Origin of the sequence: Sphingomonas sp. NPDC019816 (genome assembly GCF_050274375.1) — a bacterium.
Taxonomy (GTDB): Bacteria; Pseudomonadota; Alphaproteobacteria; order Sphingomonadales; family Sphingomonadaceae; genus Sphingomonas.
Window position 1 is genome coordinate 1 of record NZ_JBNNOB010000065.1, and the last position, 19,061, is coordinate 19,061.

The 19,061-nt window shown below is 60.7% G+C and carries 18 protein-coding genes and 1 pseudogene; 9 read left to right on the top strand and 10 right to left on the bottom strand.

Annotated elements, in window-relative coordinates:
* A pseudogene (locus ACQKJZ_RS10875) lies at window positions 1–675 on the top strand (hypothetical protein); the annotation flags it as partial.
* A gap of 300 nt (window positions 676–975) precedes the next feature.
* Here the strand turns inward: ACQKJZ_RS10875 and ACQKJZ_RS10880 are convergent.
* Window positions 976–1,257, bottom strand: a complete 282-nt coding sequence (locus ACQKJZ_RS10880) for a hypothetical protein (protein WP_125961503.1) — start codon at window positions 1,255–1,257, stop codon at window positions 976–978.
* 263 nt (window positions 1,258–1,520) lie between these two features.
* Between ACQKJZ_RS10880 and ACQKJZ_RS10885 the strand changes: the two genes are divergently transcribed.
* On the top strand, window positions 1,521–2,933 hold the full coding sequence (locus ACQKJZ_RS10885) for a hypothetical protein (RefSeq protein ID WP_125961504.1): 1,413 nt from the start codon (window positions 1,521–1,523) through the stop codon (window positions 2,931–2,933).
* Between the two features lie 22 nt (window positions 2,934–2,955).
* Window positions 2,956–3,159, top strand: a complete 204-nt coding sequence (locus ACQKJZ_RS10890) for a hypothetical protein (protein WP_020819864.1) — start codon at window positions 2,956–2,958, stop codon at window positions 3,157–3,159.
* Window positions 3,160–3,238: 79 nt separating this feature from the next.
* Here ACQKJZ_RS10890 and ACQKJZ_RS10895 read toward each other — a convergent pair whose 3' ends face one another.
* The 6 genes from ACQKJZ_RS10895 to ACQKJZ_RS10920 all read right to left on the bottom strand — a co-directional run bounded on the left by ACQKJZ_RS10895 (window position 3,239) and on the right by ACQKJZ_RS10920 (window position 10,599).
* Window positions 3,239–3,514 carry an HU family DNA-binding protein gene (locus ACQKJZ_RS10895; protein ID WP_020819863.1) on the bottom strand — a complete coding sequence of 92 codons (276 nt, stop codon included), beginning with the start codon at window positions 3,512–3,514 and terminating at the stop codon, window positions 3,239–3,241.
* A gap of 22 nt (window positions 3,515–3,536) precedes the next feature.
* Window positions 3,537–4,112: an RloB domain-containing protein gene (locus ACQKJZ_RS10900; protein WP_020819862.1), complete on the bottom strand. Its 576-nt coding sequence runs from the start codon at window positions 4,110–4,112 to the stop codon at window positions 3,537–3,539.
* On the bottom strand, window positions 4,109–5,314 hold the full coding sequence (locus ACQKJZ_RS10905) for an AAA family ATPase (RefSeq protein WP_020819861.1): 1,206 nt from the start codon (window positions 5,312–5,314) through the stop codon (window positions 4,109–4,111). The genes ACQKJZ_RS10900 and ACQKJZ_RS10905 overlap by 4 nt, the downstream gene beginning before the upstream one ends.
* A 116-nt stretch (window positions 5,315–5,430) precedes the next feature.
* Window positions 5,431–9,915, bottom strand: coding sequence for an NACHT domain-containing protein (locus ACQKJZ_RS10910; protein WP_020819860.1), 4,485 nt, complete (start codon window positions 9,913–9,915; stop codon window positions 5,431–5,433).
* A gap of 55 nt (window positions 9,916–9,970) precedes the next feature.
* Entirely contained in the window at window positions 9,971–10,360 is a 390-nt protein-coding gene (locus ACQKJZ_RS10915) for a type II toxin-antitoxin system VapC family toxin (protein WP_020819859.1), read from the bottom strand.
* Window positions 10,357–10,599, bottom strand: a complete 243-nt coding sequence (locus tag ACQKJZ_RS10920) for an AbrB/MazE/SpoVT family DNA-binding domain-containing protein (RefSeq protein ID WP_029986519.1) — start codon at window positions 10,597–10,599, stop codon at window positions 10,357–10,359. The genes ACQKJZ_RS10915 and ACQKJZ_RS10920 overlap by 4 nt, the downstream gene beginning before the upstream one ends.
* A 221-nt stretch (window positions 10,600–10,820) precedes the next feature.
* On the opposite strand from ACQKJZ_RS10920, the gene ACQKJZ_RS10925 reads away from it, so the two are divergent.
* The 4 genes from ACQKJZ_RS10925 to ACQKJZ_RS10940 are packed head-to-tail and all read left to right on the top strand — an operon-like array spanning window position 10,821 to window position 13,820.
* Window positions 10,821–11,348, top strand: coding sequence for a GNAT family N-acetyltransferase (locus tag ACQKJZ_RS10925; RefSeq protein WP_020819857.1), 528 nt, complete (start codon window positions 10,821–10,823; stop codon window positions 11,346–11,348).
* Window positions 11,345–12,472: a tyrosine-type recombinase/integrase gene (locus ACQKJZ_RS10930; RefSeq protein WP_021224428.1), complete on the top strand. Its 1,128-nt coding sequence runs from the start codon at window positions 11,345–11,347 to the stop codon at window positions 12,470–12,472. Before ACQKJZ_RS10925 ends, ACQKJZ_RS10930 begins: the two co-directional genes overlap by 4 nt.
* On the top strand, window positions 12,469–13,059 hold the full coding sequence (locus tag ACQKJZ_RS10935; RefSeq protein WP_080993660.1) for an ADP-ribosyltransferase: 591 nt from the start codon (window positions 12,469–12,471) through the stop codon (window positions 13,057–13,059). Before ACQKJZ_RS10930 ends, ACQKJZ_RS10935 begins: the two co-directional genes overlap by 4 nt.
* On the top strand, window positions 13,056–13,820 hold the full coding sequence (locus ACQKJZ_RS10940; protein ID WP_020819854.1) for a hypothetical protein: 765 nt from the start codon (window positions 13,056–13,058) through the stop codon (window positions 13,818–13,820). The genes ACQKJZ_RS10935 and ACQKJZ_RS10940 overlap by 4 nt, the downstream gene beginning before the upstream one ends.
* A 3-nt stretch (window positions 13,821–13,823) precedes the next feature.
* On the opposite strand, the gene ACQKJZ_RS10945 is transcribed toward ACQKJZ_RS10940, so the two are convergent.
* The 3 genes from ACQKJZ_RS10945 to ACQKJZ_RS10955 all read right to left on the bottom strand — a co-directional run bounded on the left by ACQKJZ_RS10945 (window position 13,824) and on the right by ACQKJZ_RS10955 (window position 18,073).
* Complete coding sequence (locus tag ACQKJZ_RS10945; RefSeq protein WP_020819853.1) at window positions 13,824–14,996, bottom strand: MFS transporter; 1,173 nt, start codon at window positions 14,994–14,996, stop codon at window positions 13,824–13,826.
* A gap of 117 nt (window positions 14,997–15,113) precedes the next feature.
* Window positions 15,114–15,566, bottom strand: a complete 453-nt coding sequence (gene cueR, locus ACQKJZ_RS10950) for a Cu(I)-responsive transcriptional regulator (RefSeq protein WP_020819852.1) — start codon at window positions 15,564–15,566, stop codon at window positions 15,114–15,116.
* Window positions 15,563–18,073, bottom strand: coding sequence for a heavy metal translocating P-type ATPase (locus ACQKJZ_RS10955; RefSeq protein WP_020819851.1), 2,511 nt, complete (start codon window positions 18,071–18,073; stop codon window positions 15,563–15,565). Before ACQKJZ_RS10955 ends, cueR begins: the two co-directional genes overlap by 4 nt.
* Before the next feature lie 160 nt (window positions 18,074–18,233).
* Between ACQKJZ_RS10955 and ACQKJZ_RS10960 the strand changes: the two genes are divergently transcribed.
* Together ACQKJZ_RS10960 and copM are read left to right on the top strand one after the other, a co-directional pair.
* Window positions 18,234–18,452 (top strand): heavy-metal-associated domain-containing protein, encoded by a 219-nt coding sequence (locus tag ACQKJZ_RS10960; protein WP_020819850.1) that lies wholly within the window; start codon window positions 18,234–18,236, stop codon window positions 18,450–18,452.
* On the top strand, window positions 18,449–18,751 hold the full coding sequence (copM, locus tag ACQKJZ_RS10965; protein ID WP_020819849.1) for a CopM family metallochaperone: 303 nt from the start codon (window positions 18,449–18,451) through the stop codon (window positions 18,749–18,751). The genes ACQKJZ_RS10960 and copM overlap by 4 nt, the downstream gene beginning before the upstream one ends.
* Window positions 18,752–19,061 lie beyond the last annotated feature (310 nt).

Consider the following 19,061-nt stretch of genomic DNA (forward strand, 5'->3'; position numbering starts at 1 on the left):
TCCTCCTCGAATTCCTTCGTGAAACGTCGCTGCTTCGTCATCGAGTTCGCCTTTCACCTCAAGGGAACTCTCCACTTTTCCGGGGCAAGTCCAGCCCTAGCACGAGCAAAGTCCTACTCGGAGACAGCCAGAAAGCTGGATGAGCTTTCACAGCAGCTTTCCCAGGATGCCAGTTACGCAGAAACACACGGCTTGAGCCTTAGCCAGAATCTGAGCCAAGACCTTGCGCAATGGTATCGTGCCGAGCAGACTTCGAACATAGGGCTGGACGCGCCGGACTTGTGGGCCAGCGTACTGACCCCTCATCAAGAGCAGGTTCGTCAAGAAATGATCGGGCGCTGGATGGAACAGCGCCAAGACGCTATTCGCGCGGAGATTGCAGGCCGCTTCGTTGAACCTGAATTGGTTCAGGTCGCACACCCCGAAACTTCCGCCGCCGACGTAGTGAGAGCATATCGCCCCAGCGCCCTTGGAAAACTCCCTAACGGCCCTGAGTCTGGCGACCCCGAAACAGCAAAAGATGCCATTGTCGTAGGTCAGCAAAGGGCATCTCAGGAAAGAGGGGCGGCCCAGACCTCACGCGCAAATCATGTTGAGGGGGCAGTTGGTTTGCAATCCGAAGCAAGCAGGAACCTAGATCGGGGCTTCTTTCGCGATCCGAAACTTAGAGAATGAGCCTACCAAAAGGCGTAAAATAAGTAGATAATCAAACCTAAGACTAAAATTCCAGAAATGGTCCGTATAACCTTTTCTACTACACTCGGATTATCTTGTTCCTCGGCACCATCATCGGACGCCCAAAGAAATCGATCGGAGGAGTGCGCAAGTTCGTCTTCCGCAAACCGCACCATCGGACCGCCTGGGTCATCATAGGTAGTGTTATAATAAGTCTGATCTAGCTTTAGCATAGCAGGCTCCGAACGGAGCCAAGATAGCCGATCTGCTAGCAACCTTCAAAGACGGAATCTGCCGCTGTCAGTCGGATGCTGCGTGCAAAATTCCCAGCGGCAGATCGACATCATGCTCGACCCGAGCGATCGTCTGCAGCCCTTTATGTGTTTCGACCCGTTGTCCAGCAGCAAGGATGCGGGCCTCGAATGATCCAAAGCCGACCCACTCCGGGGGATGTGCTCGAACCTGCTCAAAATCCTTCTTACGGACCGGACTGGGGCCGCGATTGGCGATCCTGACTGAAGAATGCGAAGCATAAACAATCGCGTCTCCGTCTTCGAACTCCACAAGGATTCTCTCACTCATCGCCATCCATCCTCGTCGCCAGCGCTTTCCCGCAGGCAAAGTTATTGCCTGTCATATGGGGAAATTTGCGCAGTTCGCTACTGTATCATTCATAATCCGACAAAAAGATGCCTGTAATGAAGGGAGTCTAAAAATTAGTTCACTCTGGAGTGATCAGTCTATAAGTCAATGTAATACTTTCGAGATGCCTACTAGGTTTCTCTTGCGATTCTGACTACATTAAAACAGACTAGATCGACATCAGCGGCATTAGGGGGTGCACGATGAAGTTGGGCATATTGGGGTTAAGCTGCGCTTTTTTGGTATCCGGCTGCGCCTTCCCGACCCATGTTCAGCGATTCGGCGTTGAGTATAACGAAGCATTGGCTTCAATGGCCAATGAACAGACCATGTTGAATATCTTGCGGGCAAGCAAGGGAATGCCGACGCATTTCACATCCGTTAGCCGGTTCACCGGAACGCTCTCCATGAAGGCAACGGGGAGCATGAACGGCCAGCTTCGCGGATCGGGCCTTACCCGCAGCGAAACCACGGGCAGCAGCCTCTCAACGGCAACCACCGCCGGCACCAGTCTGGCCCCGGCCGGGCTCACGACAAACAACAGCGTTGTGACAACGCCCGGCTCCACATCTTCGATCGTCAGCGGGATTGCCGAAGGGGTCGATGTCTACACACCTCAGATCGGCGGCGAGCTCAACTCCGGGACGGCGTTCGACGTTCAGGTATTCGATCAGCAGAAATTCTATCAAGGCATCCTGTCTGCGGTGCCGTTCTCTACCGTCGAAATGCTCATAAATCAGGGGTTCGAAGCAGATCTCGTAGCCAATCTCCTGATCGCAAGGATCGATCTTTATCGGGAGGACCCGGCGGTCAAGGACAAGAAGATTGGTGACGCTATCGCGAGCATCCGTAACGACGCCAGCGATCGCGCGCGCTTCCAGGCCATCATCGACTGCAACGCGCTCGACGTGGCAGACATGCGCGGCTCGGCCACCAAGATTGCCCCGATTTCCCGTCTGGATCTTAGCACAGCGGCCGGCAAGGACCGCATCACCCTCGAGCAACTGGCCCTGTTTGATGGGGAAAAATTCGGTTTGTCCGATCCAGAAGGAATCAGCGCGGACGGAAAAACGGATGCGACCGTCTATGTGGTAAAGCCTGGCGCGAAGAGCCGTATGCCCAAGCTGGTCCGGCGAAGCTGTGATGGAGTGCCGCAACCCGCCTCCGCACTTGCGGCACCCTCAGAATATCAGGCCGAAGCGCAATATCTCGGCGATAACTACGCGCTGGTAGGCACGGTCGTAAATGGCGTGGCCGAAAGGCAGAGGACCAAGGTGGTTGTAGAACTGGTGTTCAGATCGCCGGAGGCGGTGCTGCGCGCCGTAGGCGAAATGGTGAGGCACCAGGGCCTGCTCGCGACCCCCACCTTAGCTGTTTGCGCCGATGGGACGGCCAACTGCACCGGCAGGCAGAAGCAAAGAGTTGCGCTGTTTCAAGTCGCGAAGAAGCGGGACCGGTCAGCGCTGCTCGCTGTTCGGTTCATGGACCAGGATTACAGCATTCCAGAGAGCGAATTTCGGTCGATGCAGATCGTCACGATCATCCAGCAGCTCATCAACCTTCAGAAGGAATCCTCCGAACGCGCCTTGAGCATTCCGGTGCGCGCAGTGCCTTGATTTGCCAACAAGGGGAAAACCAATGTCGAAACCAACTATCGCTGAAATCGATGTCGAGGCTCTTCTAACGAAGCAGCGGCATGACATGATGTTGGCCATGCCACCCAAGGACGGCTTCTGCCGGTTCTACGGCGACTATGTGCCGGTGGGAAAGAAGGCCCGCTTCGACGGAAAGCTTCACACATGTGTCGCAACCGAGCGGTTCGAACCCGACGACGAGGACTGAGGCTTCGGGGCTCATGATCGGGCGCGCGTAAGCGACCAACAGGGCAGGGAGGGGGAGTTCCACCTCCCTGCGCAATAGATCAACCGTTCAGGCGATCCTTGACAGCCTTTGCCGGGGTGAAGCCGAGCTTCTTGGCTGCGGCAATAGTGATGGTCGCGCCGGTGGAAGGATTACGGCCTTCACGCTCGGGAGTGTCCTTCACCTTGAACTTCCCGAAGCCGTTGATAGCGATTTCTTCGCCCTTGGCTGCCGCGTCGGTGATGGCGGCGAACACGGCATCGACCGCCTTGCGCGCGTCTGCCTTCGTCAAGCCATTGGCTGCCGCGAGGGCGTCTGCCAGTTCAGCGTTATTCATCGAAGTTCCTTTCTGCTAAAAGTCATGAGGCCTCAATAAGGCCGATTTTGGTAAGAAGGCCAGCGAGCGCCGCTTCAACCGCCGCTGCTCGTGCGATCGCCTCATGGTCGATCCGCTCTGCAAGCCGCGCCGCCGGCATACCCTTACGATAGGCAGGCCAAGCCTGTGAAAGCGCAGCCATCGCAAGGTTGGTGCTGCCCGGCCGCCGCTGCGCGCACCCATCGAGGTGCCGCAGAAGCAAGGCCTCATGGCAAGTGTGCTGCCAGATCAGATCCAGGCCCGCCTTGTTGGCCGCAGGAGCGATGCGGGCATCCCGGTCAGGGCTGATGCCCAGCTTGTCATCATCAAGCAGAATGAAGCGCCCCTCGAATGCCCCGTGGCGCTTTTCCCGTTCACTGGCACGTTTGATCGCCAGGTCCACAAGCGAGGAGGGGTCTCCACCGCCCGGCTGTAGCAGGACGGCATCGAGATGCACGGCGAGCCGCTGCGTTTCGGCGAGCCGGGTCAGCAGCGCGACATAGCCCTGTTCGCTTTCGCCCTCGCAGCCGACAAAGATACGGCGGCGCTGCGGGACGACCTTGCGCTTCTGGCGGCTCATCCGATCTGGGGGAGGGCACCGTAGGTGCCGCCAAGATATTTGCGGTAATAGTTCTCGTCACGTCGCACAGCCTGGACGTCCTGTAAGGCGTAGACCTCCGTCCTGCCGTCCGGCGACTTGGTGCAAAACAGCACCTCCTCTTTGATGAGTTCTTCAAGGAGAGACGCGTTGTGACAGGTCATCCAGAGCTGCGCGTCGTGCGGGTTCCGGCTTGGGTCATAGAACCAGCGCAGGATTTCGGGGAGGATCAACGGATGGATAGCCGTGTCCAGCTCGTCCATCACGGCAATTCCCCCGGTTTCCAGTGCCCGAAGCAGGAAGGGGTAGAGGCGCAGAAACATCCTTGTACCATGGCTTTCGAGGACGAGCGGCATTGGACCGTCATGGCCCTCGTGCGTGAAAAGCGCGACCGGCCCGTTGGGGCCGCTTTCCACCCGCATGGTACGGATGCCCAGATCAATACGTTCGATTTCGCGGTTGAGCGCCTCGACCAGACCGGGGTTCTCCGCATAGTGACGAACCATCTGCTCTTCGACACCGTCAGAGCGTTCAATCAGGATATTTGACGAGATCGTGTTCGCCGCCTCCCAAAGCTGGGTGGCGATCGGATGCTTCAGCTGGGCAAGTGTCGCGATCACGCTCGCATTGGGGCGCAACACCTTTTCCAGCGCTTGCCGAAACCCGGTCAGCTTGAATGCGCTGGCCGCCACCACTTTACCCTCAGCGCTTCGCTCGAAAAGCCGCACCTTTCGACGTGCAGGCTCGGGCCAATAGTGCAGCGCTTCCGACACGACCTGCTGCGCTGCGTTCGAACCGCCCAGCTCCAACGAATAGGTATAACGACAGGCTGGGGAGGTCTCGTCCTCGGGTTCGCTATGACCCCCAAACGACAGGCTCAGACGGGTCGGCGCTGATTGTCCTTCCACGCTGTTGAACCGCTCATACGGGAGGCGGCCGGTCGGCGAGAGTTGGAAACTTTCGCGCGCGAACCAGGCGATAAACGATAGCGCTCGCAAAATGGTCGATTTGCCAGCTGCGTTCGGACCGAAAATGGCCACGACCTTGGGCGCGCGATCAGACGCGCCCGGCCAGATCGGGGAGAGACGGCCGGGTAAATCCGGCGCGTTTGCCGCCACACGCAGGTCAACAACCTGCTTGTCGCGGATCGAGAAGAAGTTCTCAATTTCGAGTTCGAACAGCATAAGGGCTCCTCACGAGCCGTAGATATAGGCTTTCATGGCCATTTCAACGTTTTTTCGTGAAACTCTCTCTGAATGATATTGATTCTCGGATAGCTGCCGCCGAGGCCTGCTTCTTCTCAGTCCGGCAGTGAACGCGCCCGGGCACGCCAAGGTGCATGGGTCTCCTTGCAGATGTCGGTGAAATAGAGCCGCTTATCCAGATTCTTGGTCGCTTCCTTCTCGACGCGGTCTCGATCGCGGCGCGCCGCATGCCAGATCGCCGACTCTTCAAACGGAAGTCCATCGAACCCGCGCGCTGCGATAGCTCGCTCGAACAATGTGATCGCTCGATCATCGGCGCATGCAAGGAAGAGGGTGAGGGAGGCAAAGGCCTTGTCCGGGTCGTTGCCCGACATGAACCGGTCACGCCAGTGACCAGCGGCGGTCCGTCGGCGATAGCTTTCCTCTGCCTTGTCCTGCGTCTCCTGCAACCAGCCTGAGGTCTGGATCGCCCTCGCTCGCTGCCAGAAGCCATCTGCATCGGGGCCAGGGTCGAGGAAGCGGCCAAGATCGAACGCTCGAGCGATGTCGCCGGCGAGCGGGCTTTCCAACCAGGCGAACATCCGGTCGAGGAGCCACCCCAGCCGCCCGCCCTCTGTCGCCCACCGGGCGACGGAAGCCAGCGCGTGATCCGTGTTCGCATCTTCGAGAACCTGTTCGCAGTGCCGGGTCATCTCGGACCGGTCGCTGTAAAAGGGCAGGCTCTCAAAGCTGTCCATCTTAGTCCAGCTGCTCTCTTTGTAATGGGGATAGAGCGTTGACCAGATTCTCGCGCCCTCTTCGGGCTGCTTCATCATCAGAGCGCGCAGCGCGGTCATGACTGGGAAATTGTCGAACGCGAACGCATGTTCCGCGCCGCGCGCGAGCAGGGCATCGATGGCCGCGACAAGCGCGGGGCCGCGCCGTTCGGCCAGGACGAGCATTGCCTCATTGGCGTTCAGCCATGAAACCTGTTTGCCAAAGCCGTCAGGAAACGACTGCTTGCCGATTGCGTCCAGGACGAACGCCTCGAAATGGTCGAGCGCGTCCTCATCGTCGGGCTCATCTTGAACTCGCGCGCCCCACGCGACCGGATCGATGCGCGTGTCGAGGTCAGGCACCGGGAAATGTCTGGCGGCCGCGATCAACACGAGCGACCCATTCGCCGCCTCATTGATTTCGGTGTCGGCAGCGCAGCTCCACTTGGTATCGACCAGGGCGCGAAGGAGGGAGGGCTGGTTGCTGCGGCGAGCGATCAGGAAGAGCAGCCGCCGGGTGACATCGCCGTCGGTGGCAAAGTCGGCAACAAGGTCTTCCGCGAGGCTGGAAGGCATTTCGCTAAGGTCGACGCTGGCAAGATAGGAAATCCAATGTTGACGGTGCTCACCAGCCAGCAAAGGCCGGATGAGCTCATAGTCCGCCTCCACAGGGGTGGCGAAGACTGCGACTTCGTCCGTGTAGAAACAGGGGCCGTGGGGGTCGTTCTTGAAGATTGCGATCTGCTGCGCCGCTGTTTTCCCTGCCAGACGCGATATCTGGGCATGGAGCCAGTCGCTGTCTTTCCTGGTGAGGAGCGAGCGCTCCAGCATGGGGGCGACGGATCGCGCGAACATCTCGTGGGTCTCCGCATCGAGGAGCGGCCAGTATCGGCCGATCTCCTTGGCCAGCCGGATGAGCGTTTCCTCGCCTTCACCTTCATTCGAAGCGAGACGCGTCTCGGCGCTGGCAAAGATCCGCCGGATCAAACCCGTTAACGCCTCGGGCGCCCAGCGCGCCAGCACAGGCATACTGTGCAGCAAGGCATAGTCCGCTGAATCCTGCCCCATAGCGCTCAGGAACACGGCGGACGCATCGGTGTCTTCGGCCGCGGCGACCAGGAGTTCCTGATCCTCTGGAGCCAGCGTGACGTTCGGATCGAATGCCAGCTCCTTGAGCGGGATGAACCGCTCGAGAGGTTCGTCCCCCGTCCTGCCGCTCGCAACCTCCGGCAAATGGGCCACACCTGCTTCATCGACGGTGGCGCGGGGCCCGAACCAGGTGCGCCGCTCCACGGCAGGCAGCTCAGCCCGCAGCTTGGTTGCATCCGGCGAGGCGAGGCCGTCGAGAAGAAGGCGGGCAACGTCGCGACCGACGTCATCGCCGCTATCAATCAGTCGGCGCGCCAGCCCCAGAAGAGTAGCAGCCGTCTCTTCGCCGTCGACAGGATTGATCCGCAACACCCATCCCATTGCGTCAAACGGGCCAAGCGCCTCGCTGATGGCACGCGAGGCAGCCCAGCTCAAAATAGCAGGCAGAAAGGGCTGTCGCGGCAACATGGACAGAATGCCAAGCGCTCTCCCTGCCAAGCCGCTATAGTCGCGCTCGTTCCGCTCGGGCATCTCAACTTTCTGCAGCGTCGTGCTGATTGCGGGAGCCAAGGCCTCCTCCACAGCCGACCAGCGTTGATGCCGCTCTTCCAGCGCCGCGGTGGTCACAGCGTGCGCGTCATCCTCGGTTGCTTTCCGCTCTGCGATCCGGAGCCGGGTGGCATCGACCCAGTAATAGCCGAGCCATCGGGACAGGCGGTTGGCCAGTGCATCGCGGAAGACCGGATACTTGGCCGCGTCCGCGAATGCCGTGATGAAGATGTTCTCGTCACGAAGAGAGCTATTGTATCGTAGCCAGATCTGCTCGGCGAAATCTAGGAACTGCTCCGGCGCACCCGGGATCAATCGGTTCAGCGTGGCAAAATCATGCCGACCGAAATTCTGCTGGAAGAACCAGTCGCGCAGCAACAGCATGAAGGTTTCACTGGAAGCACTCTGGCGTACAAGAGAAGCGGTGACTGCCCAGCGCAGGATATCGACGCCCCGGTCGGTGCCGCGCAGCGGCTCCATGAACTGCGCCAGTCGATCCGCGCGTCCTGCTCCTGCCTGGTCCAGATCGGCGATGAGCGCGAGGGCCAGCGCCAAGGGCACACGATCCTTCTTCAAACGAAAGCGGTGCGCGCTCCCAGGCACACGGTCCACCCAATTGCCTGAAATGATCTCGCTGAGTGCCGTTCGAAGGGCAGGCTCGGCGGCTCCACTTTCCGATCCAAGCGCTTCGATCATGTCCTTGCGCGTCAGGTGCAATTCGGCATCGGCGTCATCCTCGATGGCTGCGCGGAGCCGGTTACCCTCCTGAGCGAGGAACTGATGGAAATCTTCAGAACTCGGCGTGAGATTTGAACCATGGAGGTTAAGACGGTGCCGCCAATCCTCGTAGATCAGGCGCTCGATCGTAATGTCGCCGCTTGCCTGAAGATGTTCGCGCTGTTGGATGGCCAGCTGGCAATAGCGGGGGATCGCCATCAGCTTGAGGAGCTCTTCGCTCAACTCCGAGCGAGGAACGCGGTAGCGCGACAGCATTTCGTCGAGTTCGGTCTCCGTGAAATCCTCGACCGTCACCGGCCATGCCTGGGGCAGGAGGTTGGCGAGGGACTTGAGGTCATCCTCCCAATATTCCTTTCGGCAGGTCATGGCGATCGCAACATGACCCTCAAGGCCACCAGCCTGTAATGGCTGTATGACCTTCTGCCAGTCGGTAAAATTGACCTCCTGGTTGAGGCCGTCGATCACCAGCAGAATGCGCGGCGCCTGAGCAGGTGCTCGGGTCCAGAGCTGTATCCTGCGCTCCCAGAAATCTTCGTCATGGCCTGGAACACGCTGAGCGATCAGTCTGGCGAGGAAGCGGTGTGGGGGCATGAGGGGCGGTGCGACAAGACCACGCGCAGGCACGACGATCGTGAGCGGAAGCGCATCGGGGGACGCTGCCATTTTCTCCTGCCACCAGGCGAGGAAGCTCCAGGTCTTGCCCACGCCCTCAGCGCCCAGGACAGCAAGAGGGAGGAGGGGACGCATCGTCCACCACTGCTCGAATGCGGCACTTGGGGCCGCGCGCGCGACCCGGATCGTGCCGGGCGCATCGAGACCGCCGTAGCATTGAAGCTGTGCGATCGCGACGCGATCATCCTCGAAGGCCTCTTTGAGCCAGCGCGCACCGGCGACCCTTGTCGACGCATAGCCGACGTCGTCCCGCCGGAACGGCTCGAAGACGCGGGCGCAATCTGCCACGAAGTCGTCGTCCGCCGCGATCGCAGCAAGATAACCGGTTATCGCTGGGCCTTCGCCAAGATGGGCTTTGACGGCGTTGGGGGCGGACGCAGCCAGCAGCGCGAGCGAACTCGGCCGATCCTCGCGCCCCGACGGGTCGAGGACCTCAACCTGTATGCCACGCTCGGCGCCGACTTCGCGAAATTTGACGAGGTCGGTCCGGGTGATGTGGGTGGTGGTCGCGAGGATCCAGAGGTCCAACGCATCTATGTTGACCGCAGCGTCCGAAATCTTGCGTTGGACCTCAGCCACCGAAACGTTGCTATTGGAACCGTATTTCTTGCCTTCAAAGCCGATCGCTAGGCCATTGGCTGGCGCGTCGTTCGCGCCATCCATTCCGTGCTGGTGTCCCGACTTCATGAGCCGGAAGCTCTGGCCCAGCAACTCCTCAAGGCAATCGCGCACGAAGCCCTCAAACCCCTTGTTGCCGGTATCCGGCAGATTGAGCATCGCTGCCACAAATGCCGTCGGATCGGGGGCGGTCGGCGAGGAAGGCGTACTCATATCAACGAATGACCGTCACTTTCACTTTGGCGGCGTCGGCCACCTTCTTCCAGGCCTGATCGGCGGTGTAGGCGGGAACGCCTTCCCGTTTGGCGAGGGCAAGGCAGAAACGATCTCCCAGCGACAGCCCCGCTTCTGCAGTCAGCGCGCGCAGCGCGCCAGCCTCCCACGCCAGCGCCTCATCAGCGGCTACAACCCGCATCGGCAAGGCACCGAGCATCTCCCGCACTTCTTCAATCGGCGCGCCTAACCGGACAAAATGGCTAACGACCTCGGCCAGATTGAACGCACCGATCGCCGCATCCGTCAATACTCCAGCCACCTTCGCTCCTCCGCGCTCTCCCTTGAGCAGCGCAAGCACGGCGGACGCATCGAGGACGACCTTGCTCATTCGCCGCTCTCGGCGTGTCGGTCGGCGAGAAACGCTGTCACGGTCGCGTCTGGGTTGCCTTCGGTGTAGCGCTTGGCGATGGCCTGCGCCCGCGCCACCGCCTGCGAGACAGTGCGCAGAACGACGCCCGTTTCTGTTTCCTCGACGATGACCGAGCCGCCATTCTCCAAGCCAAGCCGCTTACGAATGTCGATGGGCAAACTCATGCGCCCATTGGGAGTTATGTTAACCTGGACCATTTTCACACCATCACGTCATCGAATGACATCAAGTGCCTTTTATGCCACAAATCTCGCTTGATGCCAATCCATTCAGATCCGACATTGTCTCGAGGGCTGGACCGTTCATGCAGCCAATGTCACTTATGTAATTAGCGATAAGACTGATTCCTGCTAAAAACATTCTGGCGTTTTAGGAGGGGGTTGGATACCTTCGAAAGGATCACTCAAGGACGAAAATCATGGTCGCTCGGTACAGCCTGCAATCCACCGTGAAGGGTGAAACGGATCCGGTGACGCTGATCATACATCAGACTGCGGATACGAATGAGCAGCTCGAACTGCTGCTGGCGGTCGAGGGCGCGAAAACCCTGAAGCTCGTTCCGGGTCGCGACCTGGACGGCGCGAAGATAATGATGCGCGCTGGAGCCTCGTTCAGTCGTCACCAGGGCGTCCGGCTCTCAAACGGCTTCAACGTTGTCGACCCATCAACCTGGCATCGCCAGGGCATCGGTACTGTCGCCCTCAACCTCATGGTCGATTGGGCGAAGCGTCACCATCCTGATGCTGACATCCGCCCAGTCGAGCTCAAGCGATACAAGCAGGATGTTGAAGACGACGATCCACGCCTGGCCTTCTATCGCCGGTTCAACCTTCAGTGGGATCTCGCGGATCAGGATGAGGATGCCGTGAATCTTCTATCGCTGCCTATGAAGGTGCGAGACCTTCAGGCAGTCCCACTTCCGTCGCGGTTGACACTATTGCCATGATGAACGGCGACGTCCCCCCCGCTCCTCCGCCTCCGGCAGAAGTAGCTGACGATCTCGAAGCTGTCCTCGCCGGTGCGATGGTCCTTCTCGATACCGTGGAGAGCCTCGAGCCTTACCTTCCGGATCTGACCGCCGACGACCGCGAGCGTGTCGATCGCTATGTAGGCCGTGCCTCGGCCGATGCCACGCTGCGCGCGTACAAGTCGGATTGGCGGCTGTTTTGCGCCTGGTGTCGCGAAAGTGGTTACCGGCCGCTGCCTGCCACACCTTCAACTGTGGCCGCGTTCCTTACATTGCTCGCCGAGACCGGATTTGTCCCCCTCGAACCACGACGGACCAAGACGGGCAAGGTTCTTCCGCGCAAAGCGCCATCTCCGCTTGGCAAGGCGACCATAGGCCGGCGGCTGGCTGCAATCGTGTTCGCCCATCGCGCAGCCGACCTGGAACCCCCGACCTCCCAGCCGGACGCCGCCCGGCTCGAAAAGGCGATGCGCGCGATCCGGCGGGAAAAGCGTGACGACCTCCCGGACAAGAAGCGCGCAGCCGATGGCGATGTGATGCGCGACATGCTCAGGAGCATCACCGGGGATGACCTGCGCGCCTATCGCGACCGCGCGCTGCTTGCGATCGGGATGGCAGGCGCCTTCCGACGCTCCGAGCTCGTTGAAGTAACAGTCGCCCGGGTGGCCGAAGATGCGCGCGGCCTTTTGATCCGGATTCCTTCCTCCAAGACCGATCAGGAGGGCGATGGCCAAACCGTGGCCATTCTGGATGGTCGCAGGCTCGAACCTGTCCACCATTATAATGCATGGATTGAAAAGGCGGGGATTTGCAGCGGTCCGGTGTTCCGCAAGCTCACGCCGCAGGGTCGTCTCACTGAAAAGTCGATGAGCGCGCAGGGCGTGGCCCTTGTGGTCAAGGCCGCAGCCGTAGCGGCCGGCTATCCGCCTGAATTGTTCTCTGGCCATTCGCTGAGGGCCGGCTTCCTCACCGAAGCGGGGCGGCAAAGCGCGAACCTGTTCAAGATGAAAGAGCATAGCCGCCACTCGTCGCTCGAGATGGTCGCCGAATATGTGCGGGACCATGAGCGGTTCCGCGAGCACGCGGGGGAAGGTTTTCTGTGACAGCACTCATCGTAACTGCAAACGGCCTGATCGGCCGTGAGCGAGAGTTAACCGAGGCAGAGCACTTGGCCTTGCGAAGCTATGGGGCGGATTCGACCTTTTTTCATGCGATCGCGCAGGGGCGCACCGAGGCACTGTCGCACAATCCGAACTTCGGCACGTTTTCATCCGGCGCGCGTGCAAAACGCGACGCCATCGACGCCGTTTTCTCAATGTCGCGCCTGTTGAGTGCGCAGACGCTCTGGTCGGGCCATGGCCATGGCTGGGGTGTTCGCGGCGCCCTGGAGGGGGCACCGGCCAGCTTTGTGGGCCTGCATTATCGTTATCCCGGATACATCTCGACATCGACGGAGCGAAGCTGGTGCGACGCATTCCTCGACAAGCGCAGCCGCAACCAGAGCCGCCCCACCATGCTGGAATTTCGGCTGCCGGCCGGCTCGCCTGCGATCGACATGCACGACGGCGCCGCTCAGGGGGAATTTGAGATCCTACTCCCGCGTGACACCCTGTTCTCGATCACCGACGCACAAATGCTACCGGGGGACCTTCTCCAGCTTATCCTGGAGCCTTGCGAGGCGCCGGTATGAGCGAGGATGACTGGCCTCGAGTCGACGATCAGGCGGGACCAAGGCGAGCCGAGGATATCGGTCCCACCGAGCTCACGGCAGCCCTTAACGCGCTCGCTGGTTTCAGCGACAATCCCTGGCTGGTCATGCAGGGTCAGCAACTGGAGCTGATCGACAATGTCCTCAACGGCATGGAGCGCGAAGTTCTGCGGCACATGCACGATGACGATCGACCGCTTGAGACGATGGCGCTTTTGACGGCTCTCTCGCCCATGTGGATCTACGCAGCTTACGAGTTGCTGCGGACGTGGCGCCAGCGGTGCGACGAAGTGGTCCGACTTGCGTCCAGCGGCGGCTTCGATCTGAAAGCAGCCCATCTGGAACGCGAGGTCAATTACCAGCACTACGATCGGGAGCTTCGCGCGCAGCAGCTCAGAATCGCCCGCGACAATCCCGAGCTTGTACAACGGATGCGCGATGATCTGGCGCGGACCGAGATGGGGTTCACGACGATCGAGTTTATCCGCATTGCCCTTGCCAAGCATGAGGTCAGCGGCAGCAAATCCAAGAACAAACCGATTGCCTTTGCGCCTGGGCTCGCGATGCCCAATCGCTACACAGGCAGCATGGAATATGAACTGAGCGTCGGCGGCTCAATCATAGGCTACCATACTCGCCGCGACCTCGCCGAAACGATCCGCTTCATGCCTACCACGCCGGTGCCGACCGCGGAAGAAATGAAGGATTTCCGGGAGTATATGCGACCTCCAGAGGTCGGCTGAGGCTTAAGCCGTCTTCCACTTGCCATTAAAAACTCGCCACCCGACCATGCCCGCTGCAACGCCCAGCATTCCACCGACGAGGTAAGCGCTCGGCGCATCATCCGGGACAAACAGCCCGCCGGCGACGTATCCACCAATAGTGGCGGTCCGAGTGACTGCGCCGTAGATTGCAGCAACCTTGCCATGTTGGGCCGGCGGACACTCGGATTGGAGCAACGTTCGCACGGCAACGTTGTGGATGCTGTTAGCCCCGCCGCCGGCGACGAACGCGATGGCGACGATCGCCAGTGTGCTTGGCGCTAGGCCGATCAGCAGCATGGTCGCCCCCATGACCCCAGCCGTCCCGAACGCTGTCGCTCCCAATCTGTTGCCGATGACGGTTTCGGCCATCGTCGCGCCAAGGAGCATCCCGGCGGCCCAGAGGGCGGTAAGCACGCCAAATGCAACAGGCCCGCTCTTCAGCGTCATCATCACCAGGAAAACGAAAGCGACGTCAGCAATTGCCGTGGCAAAAACCTCCAGGCTCAGCGCGCCCGTGACCACCATAATTCTTCGATTACCGAGTAATGGGCGGTAGTCGGCGAACAGATCAGGCTCTGCCGCTTCTTCCTTCTGGGGTCTGCGGCGCAGGCCACTCATAGCTACGATGCAGCACAAAACGGCAAAGCTGGTGGCATCGACCATAAGTGCGTTGCTGGCCCCGATCCAACCGATTAGGATTCCACCTGCGACCGGACCTGCCAGCATGCCCAAACTACGGACGATTTCGAGATAGCTGTTCGCGCGCGCCAGCGTCATGCCGAGCGCGCCGGAAAGGACCGGAATGAGCGCAAAGGTGGCGGCACTGCTGATTGTGAACAGCAGGCTCAGAACCGCCGCACCGACGAGGGTCATCGGCGGGATAGCTGCGACGATCGCGATCACGACTGCCTGCAGTGCCGAGACGACGATCAGCACCAGAGCTGCGTCCCTGCGATCTATCAGCCGCCCCGCCCAAGGGGCGGCGATCAGGCCGGGAAGCAGCTCCGCGATGAGCAGGGTTGGGACGCCATATGCCGATGAACCTTCGGCGGTCCGAAACATAAGCGTGAGAAGCGTAATTTCATCGCCGATGGTGGAAACCGTGAGCGCAGCGAGTACCAGCCATCCCCACCCCTGCCGGAACTCCAAGGCCATTGATGCACTCCCCCTCTACCGTTCCGTCCGTCTTGGCCTTCCCTGATAAGCTCTCTACCATCGGCGTCCCCCAATCCGCGACGATGTTCAGTGAATTACCGGAGAGCACAGAGGACTTCAGGGTCGATGACGCAGGCGGCCAATTCCGACAGAGGCCGGGGCCGGTAACGCACTTCCCGATGAAGGCTCTTCAAGATCCGCGATAATCGGGCAGTCTGGACGGTCATCGCCGGCGCAGCAACTCACCAGCCCCTGCAACGTATCGACCATCTGGTTGAGCCCCTTGATGCGGTCCTGCAGCTCGAAAATATGCGACTGCGCAATCCGCTTGACGTCGGCGCTGTGGCGCGACCGGTCGCGCCACAGGTTGAGGAGCTCGTTGATCTCCGTCACCGCGAACCCAAGGTCCCGCGCGCGTCGGATGAAACGGAGCATGTTGACGTCGCCCGGTGAATAGTCCCGATAACCTGAATCCCGGCGATCCGCCTTTGGAATGAGGCCAGTCTGCTCATAGTAGCGGATCATCTTAGCGGAGACGCCGGACGCCTTGGCTGCTTGGCCGATGTTCATCGCCCCGCTCCCTTTTCAAGCGTGCCAGTCGATCCCTCCGGGGGTTGGAATCCCCGAAGCCGCAGCGAATTACCGAGGACGAACACGCTCGACATTGCCATCGCGCCGGCAGCAAACACCGGTGACAGCAGGATGCCCCAGATCGGCCATAAAGCACCGGCAGCGACCGGGATGAGCGCCGTATTATAGGCGAAGGCCCAGAAGAGGTTCTGGCGGATGTTCCCGATCGTGGCACGAGAGAGCGCGATCGCCGACGCCACGCCGTTGAGGTGGCCCGACATCAGCACGACGTCGGCAGCCTCGATGGCGATGTCCGTGCCCGTGCCGACCGCAATCCCGACGTCTGCCTCGGCAAGCGCCGGTGCATCGTTGATGCCGTCACCGATGAAGGCGAGGCGACCATATTCTGCTTTCAGGCGGCGTACGGCCTCGACCTTTCCGTCAGGCAGGACTTCAGCGACAACCTCGTCGATGCCCAACTGGCGCGCGATCGCCTGGGCGGTGTGCTGATTGTCGCCGGTGATCATCGCAACCTTCAGGCCGAGACCGTGAAGAGCGGCAATGGCCGCAGGGGTCGTTTCCTTGATGGGATCAGCCACAGCGATGACGGCTGCAAGCTTGCCATTGATCGCTGCATAGAGGGGCGACTTGCCTTCAGCGGCCAGGCGTGATGCTGTCTTGGCGAAAGCGGTGACGTCCAGACCAAGCTCGCGCATGTAGCGATCCGCCCCGATTTCGACCCGATCGCCAAGCACCTCGGCGCGAACACCGCGCCCGGTCAGGGATTCAAAGTTGGCCACCTCAGCGAGACTAAGCTTCTCGGCAAGAGCGGCGTCGACAATAGCGCGGGCAATCGGATGTTCGGACTTGTCCTCTACTGCCGCAATCCGGGCGAGAACGGCCGACCGGTCGAAGCCGAGCGTGACCTGCAAGTCCGTCAGCGCAGGTCGGCCTTCGGTCAGCGTGCCGGTCTTGTCGACGGCGACGACCTTGGCATCACGCAGCAGCTGCAGCGCTTCTCCCTTGCGGAACAGAATGCCCAGTTCAGCTCCCCGCCCGGTGCCAACCATGATGGCTGTAGGCGTCGCCAGACCCATCGCGCAGGGGCAGGCAATGATGAGGACCGCGACCGCATTGACCAGCGCGAAGGTCAAGGCCGGGGACGGACCGAATACCAGCCAGGCGCCGAACGTGAGCGCGGCCACCGCCATGACAGCGGGCACGAACCACATCGTCACCTTGTCCACGAGCGCCTGGATCGGCAGCTTCGATCCTTGCGCCTGCTCGACCATGCGAATGATCTGGGACAGCATGGTGGCATCGCCGACTGCCGTTGCGCGGAATGCCAGAGCCCCCTTCTGGTTGACAGTGCCCCCGACGAGGCTCGCCCCTTCCGCTTTCCTGGCCGGAATTGGCTCACCGGTGATCATGGATTCATCGACGTAGCTTTCGCCCTCGATAACCTCGCCGTCGACAGGGATCCGTTCACCGGGCCGAACTTCGATGATGTCGCCCGCAACGACGTCTGCGACGGCAACTTCGACCGTACCGTCGGCACGGCGTACGCGCGCTGTTTTGGCCTGGAGGCCAACGAGACGCTTGATCGCCTCGGACGTGCGCCCTTTTGCCCTCGCCTCCAGATAGCGGCCGAGCAGGATCAACGCGATGATGACCGCTGCCGCCTCATAATAGACGTTCACTGTCCCTGGCGGGAGAAGCGTCGGAGCGAAAGTGGCAACAAGCGAATAGCCATATGCCGCCAGCGTGCCGACCGCGACGAGCGAGTTCATGTCCGGAGCGAGCCGGATCAGGGCCGGGAGGCCTTTCTGGTAGAAACGAAAGCCTGGAATTGCGAGCACGAGGGTCGTCAGCGCGAACTGAATGTACCAGCTCGTCTGCATGCCGATCGACATCGCAATGTACATATGGACGCTGGGAATGAGGTGAGACCCCATTTCCATGAGAAAGACCGGGAGAGCGAGGATCACCGCGATGGTGAGATCGCGCTTGAGCAGCTTGCGCTCCTCTTCCTTTCGATCGTCGCCGTCATCGGCATCGGCGGCCTTCGCGGCCAGAGGTTTTGCTTCATACCCCGCGCCAGCGATGGCAGCGATCAGCGACTTTGCGTCAGCCGCGCCGCGGATCGTGGCGCGCTCGGTCGCCAGATTGACGCTCGCTTCCACCACACCCGGCACGGCCTTGAGCGCACGCTCGACGCGCCCGACGCATGACGCACAGGTCATGCCGAGCACGGTAAGTTCTGTGGTTTCTGCTGGCACCGTATAGCCCGCCGACTCGACCGCTTTTACCAGCTCGGACCGATTGACCGGGCCTCCCGTCGTGATGCTTGCCCGCTCGGTTGCGAGATTGACGTTGACCGCGCTCACGCCTTCGATCTTGCCGATTGCGCGTTCGACGCGGCCCACGCACGACGCGCAGGTCATACCCTCGATGGGCAGGGTGATTGTCGAAACATCTGTTTCGATGGGGGATTTTTCGGCCAGCATGTTCCGCTTCCTCGATTCTCGCGAACTTGACCAACCCCATGTGAGGCTTCCCATCATTGGAAGGTCAAGGTTCAAGTTTTTTTGGCCGGGCGGGTTGACCTTCCAACGATGGCAAGCCCCATTTCTTACGGGACGAACTCGAATTTTGAGGAGAATCCCGATGCAGTTCCACGTCCAGGACATGACCTGCGGATCGTGCGTCCGGCACATCAACGAGGCGATCGGCAAGGTCGATCCTGCGGCCACTGTCGAGGCCGATACCGTGTCGCGCACCATTTCCGTGACCACCACCGCAAGCCAGGAAGATATCCAGAAGGCGCTGGCGGACGATGGCTATCCGACCACTTTGGTCGAAAGCGCCGAGGAGGTGCAGTCGTGAAGCACGAAGGACATAGCGAGCATCAGGCCGAAGGCCTGTCGGATAACCCTGTCATTCGCGATTATCAGGTCGCAAATAACCGCATGCATGCGGACATGGCGATTGAGTTCAGCGGGGACGCTGACCTCGATTTCCTGCGCGGCATGATCCCGCACCATCAAGGCGCGATCGACATGGCCCGCGTCGTTCTCGATCACGGCTCCGATCCCGAAGTGAGCAAATTGGCGCAGGCCATCATCGATGCGCAGGAGAAAGAAATCGCGCTCATGAAGAAGTGGCTCGCTGACCGTAGCCAGTAAGCCGCGCATCCCTATGGCCGGCCTCCTCTGGGCTGCCCCCCAGTCCCCCTGAGCCCTTGGGTCGGCCAGGTGGCTGGGTGTTGATCAACGCAACACCCAGCCATGGGTGCGCCTCGGTATCCAACAATGGAGCCGAGGCGCATTTGCATCCGCCACAGTTGATGAGTTGCAACGAACACACTGCTGAAAGGACGTCTGATGAATGTGACCGTAGGTGTCAATCGGCGTGCAAAAAGGACCCCCTATCGGCGTCCAAAAGGGACCCCCTTCGTCGAGCAGCGTGACGGGTATGGCGGGTGCACCGTTTGCG

What these genes read in the sequence shown, in the direction of transcription:
- ACQKJZ_RS10920 (WP_029986519.1), bottom strand. Translation starts at nt 10,599, where the DNA reads ATGGTCCAGGTTAACATAACTCCCAATGGGCGCATGAGTTTGCCCATC.
- ACQKJZ_RS10945 (WP_020819853.1), bottom strand. Translation starts at nt 14,996, where the DNA reads ATGGCCTTGGAGTTCCGGCAGGGGTGGGGATGGCTGGTACTCGCTGCG.
- ACQKJZ_RS10930 (WP_021224428.1), top strand. Translation starts at nt 11,345, where the DNA reads ATGATGAACGGCGACGTCCCCCCCGCTCCTCCGCCTCCGGCAGAAGTA.
- ACQKJZ_RS10955 (WP_020819851.1), bottom strand. Translation starts at nt 18,073, where the DNA reads ATGCTGGCCGAAAAATCCCCCATCGAAACAGATGTTTCGACAATCACC.
- ACQKJZ_RS10900 (WP_020819862.1), bottom strand. Translation starts at nt 4,112, where the DNA reads ATGAGCCGCCAGAAGCGCAAGGTCGTCCCGCAGCGCCGCCGTATCTTT.
- ACQKJZ_RS10905 (WP_020819861.1), bottom strand. Translation starts at nt 5,314, where the DNA reads ATGCTGTTCGAACTCGAAATTGAGAACTTCTTCTCGATCCGCGACAAG.
- ACQKJZ_RS10910 (WP_020819860.1), bottom strand. Translation starts at nt 9,915, where the DNA reads ATGCTCAATCTGCCGGATACCGGCAACAAGGGGTTTGAGGGCTTCGTG.
- ACQKJZ_RS10915 (WP_020819859.1), bottom strand. Translation starts at nt 10,360, where the DNA reads ATGAGCAAGGTCGTCCTCGATGCGTCCGCCGTGCTTGCGCTGCTCAAG.
- ACQKJZ_RS10925 (WP_020819857.1), top strand. Translation starts at nt 10,821, where the DNA reads ATGGTCGCTCGGTACAGCCTGCAATCCACCGTGAAGGGTGAAACGGAT.
- ACQKJZ_RS10890 (WP_020819864.1), top strand. Translation starts at nt 2,956, where the DNA reads ATGTCGAAACCAACTATCGCTGAAATCGATGTCGAGGCTCTTCTAACG.
- ACQKJZ_RS10960 (WP_020819850.1), top strand. Translation starts at nt 18,234, where the DNA reads ATGCAGTTCCACGTCCAGGACATGACCTGCGGATCGTGCGTCCGGCAC.
- ACQKJZ_RS10885 (WP_125961504.1), top strand. Translation starts at nt 1,521, where the DNA reads ATGAAGTTGGGCATATTGGGGTTAAGCTGCGCTTTTTTGGTATCCGGC.
- ACQKJZ_RS10880 (WP_125961503.1), bottom strand. Translation starts at nt 1,257, where the DNA reads ATGAGTGAGAGAATCCTTGTGGAGTTCGAAGACGGAGACGCGATTGTT.
- ACQKJZ_RS10940 (WP_020819854.1), top strand. Translation starts at nt 13,056, where the DNA reads ATGAGCGAGGATGACTGGCCTCGAGTCGACGATCAGGCGGGACCAAGG.
- cueR (WP_020819852.1), bottom strand. Translation starts at nt 15,566, where the DNA reads ATGAACATCGGCCAAGCAGCCAAGGCGTCCGGCGTCTCCGCTAAGATG.
- ACQKJZ_RS10895 (WP_020819863.1), bottom strand. Translation starts at nt 3,514, where the DNA reads ATGAATAACGCTGAACTGGCAGACGCCCTCGCGGCAGCCAATGGCTTG.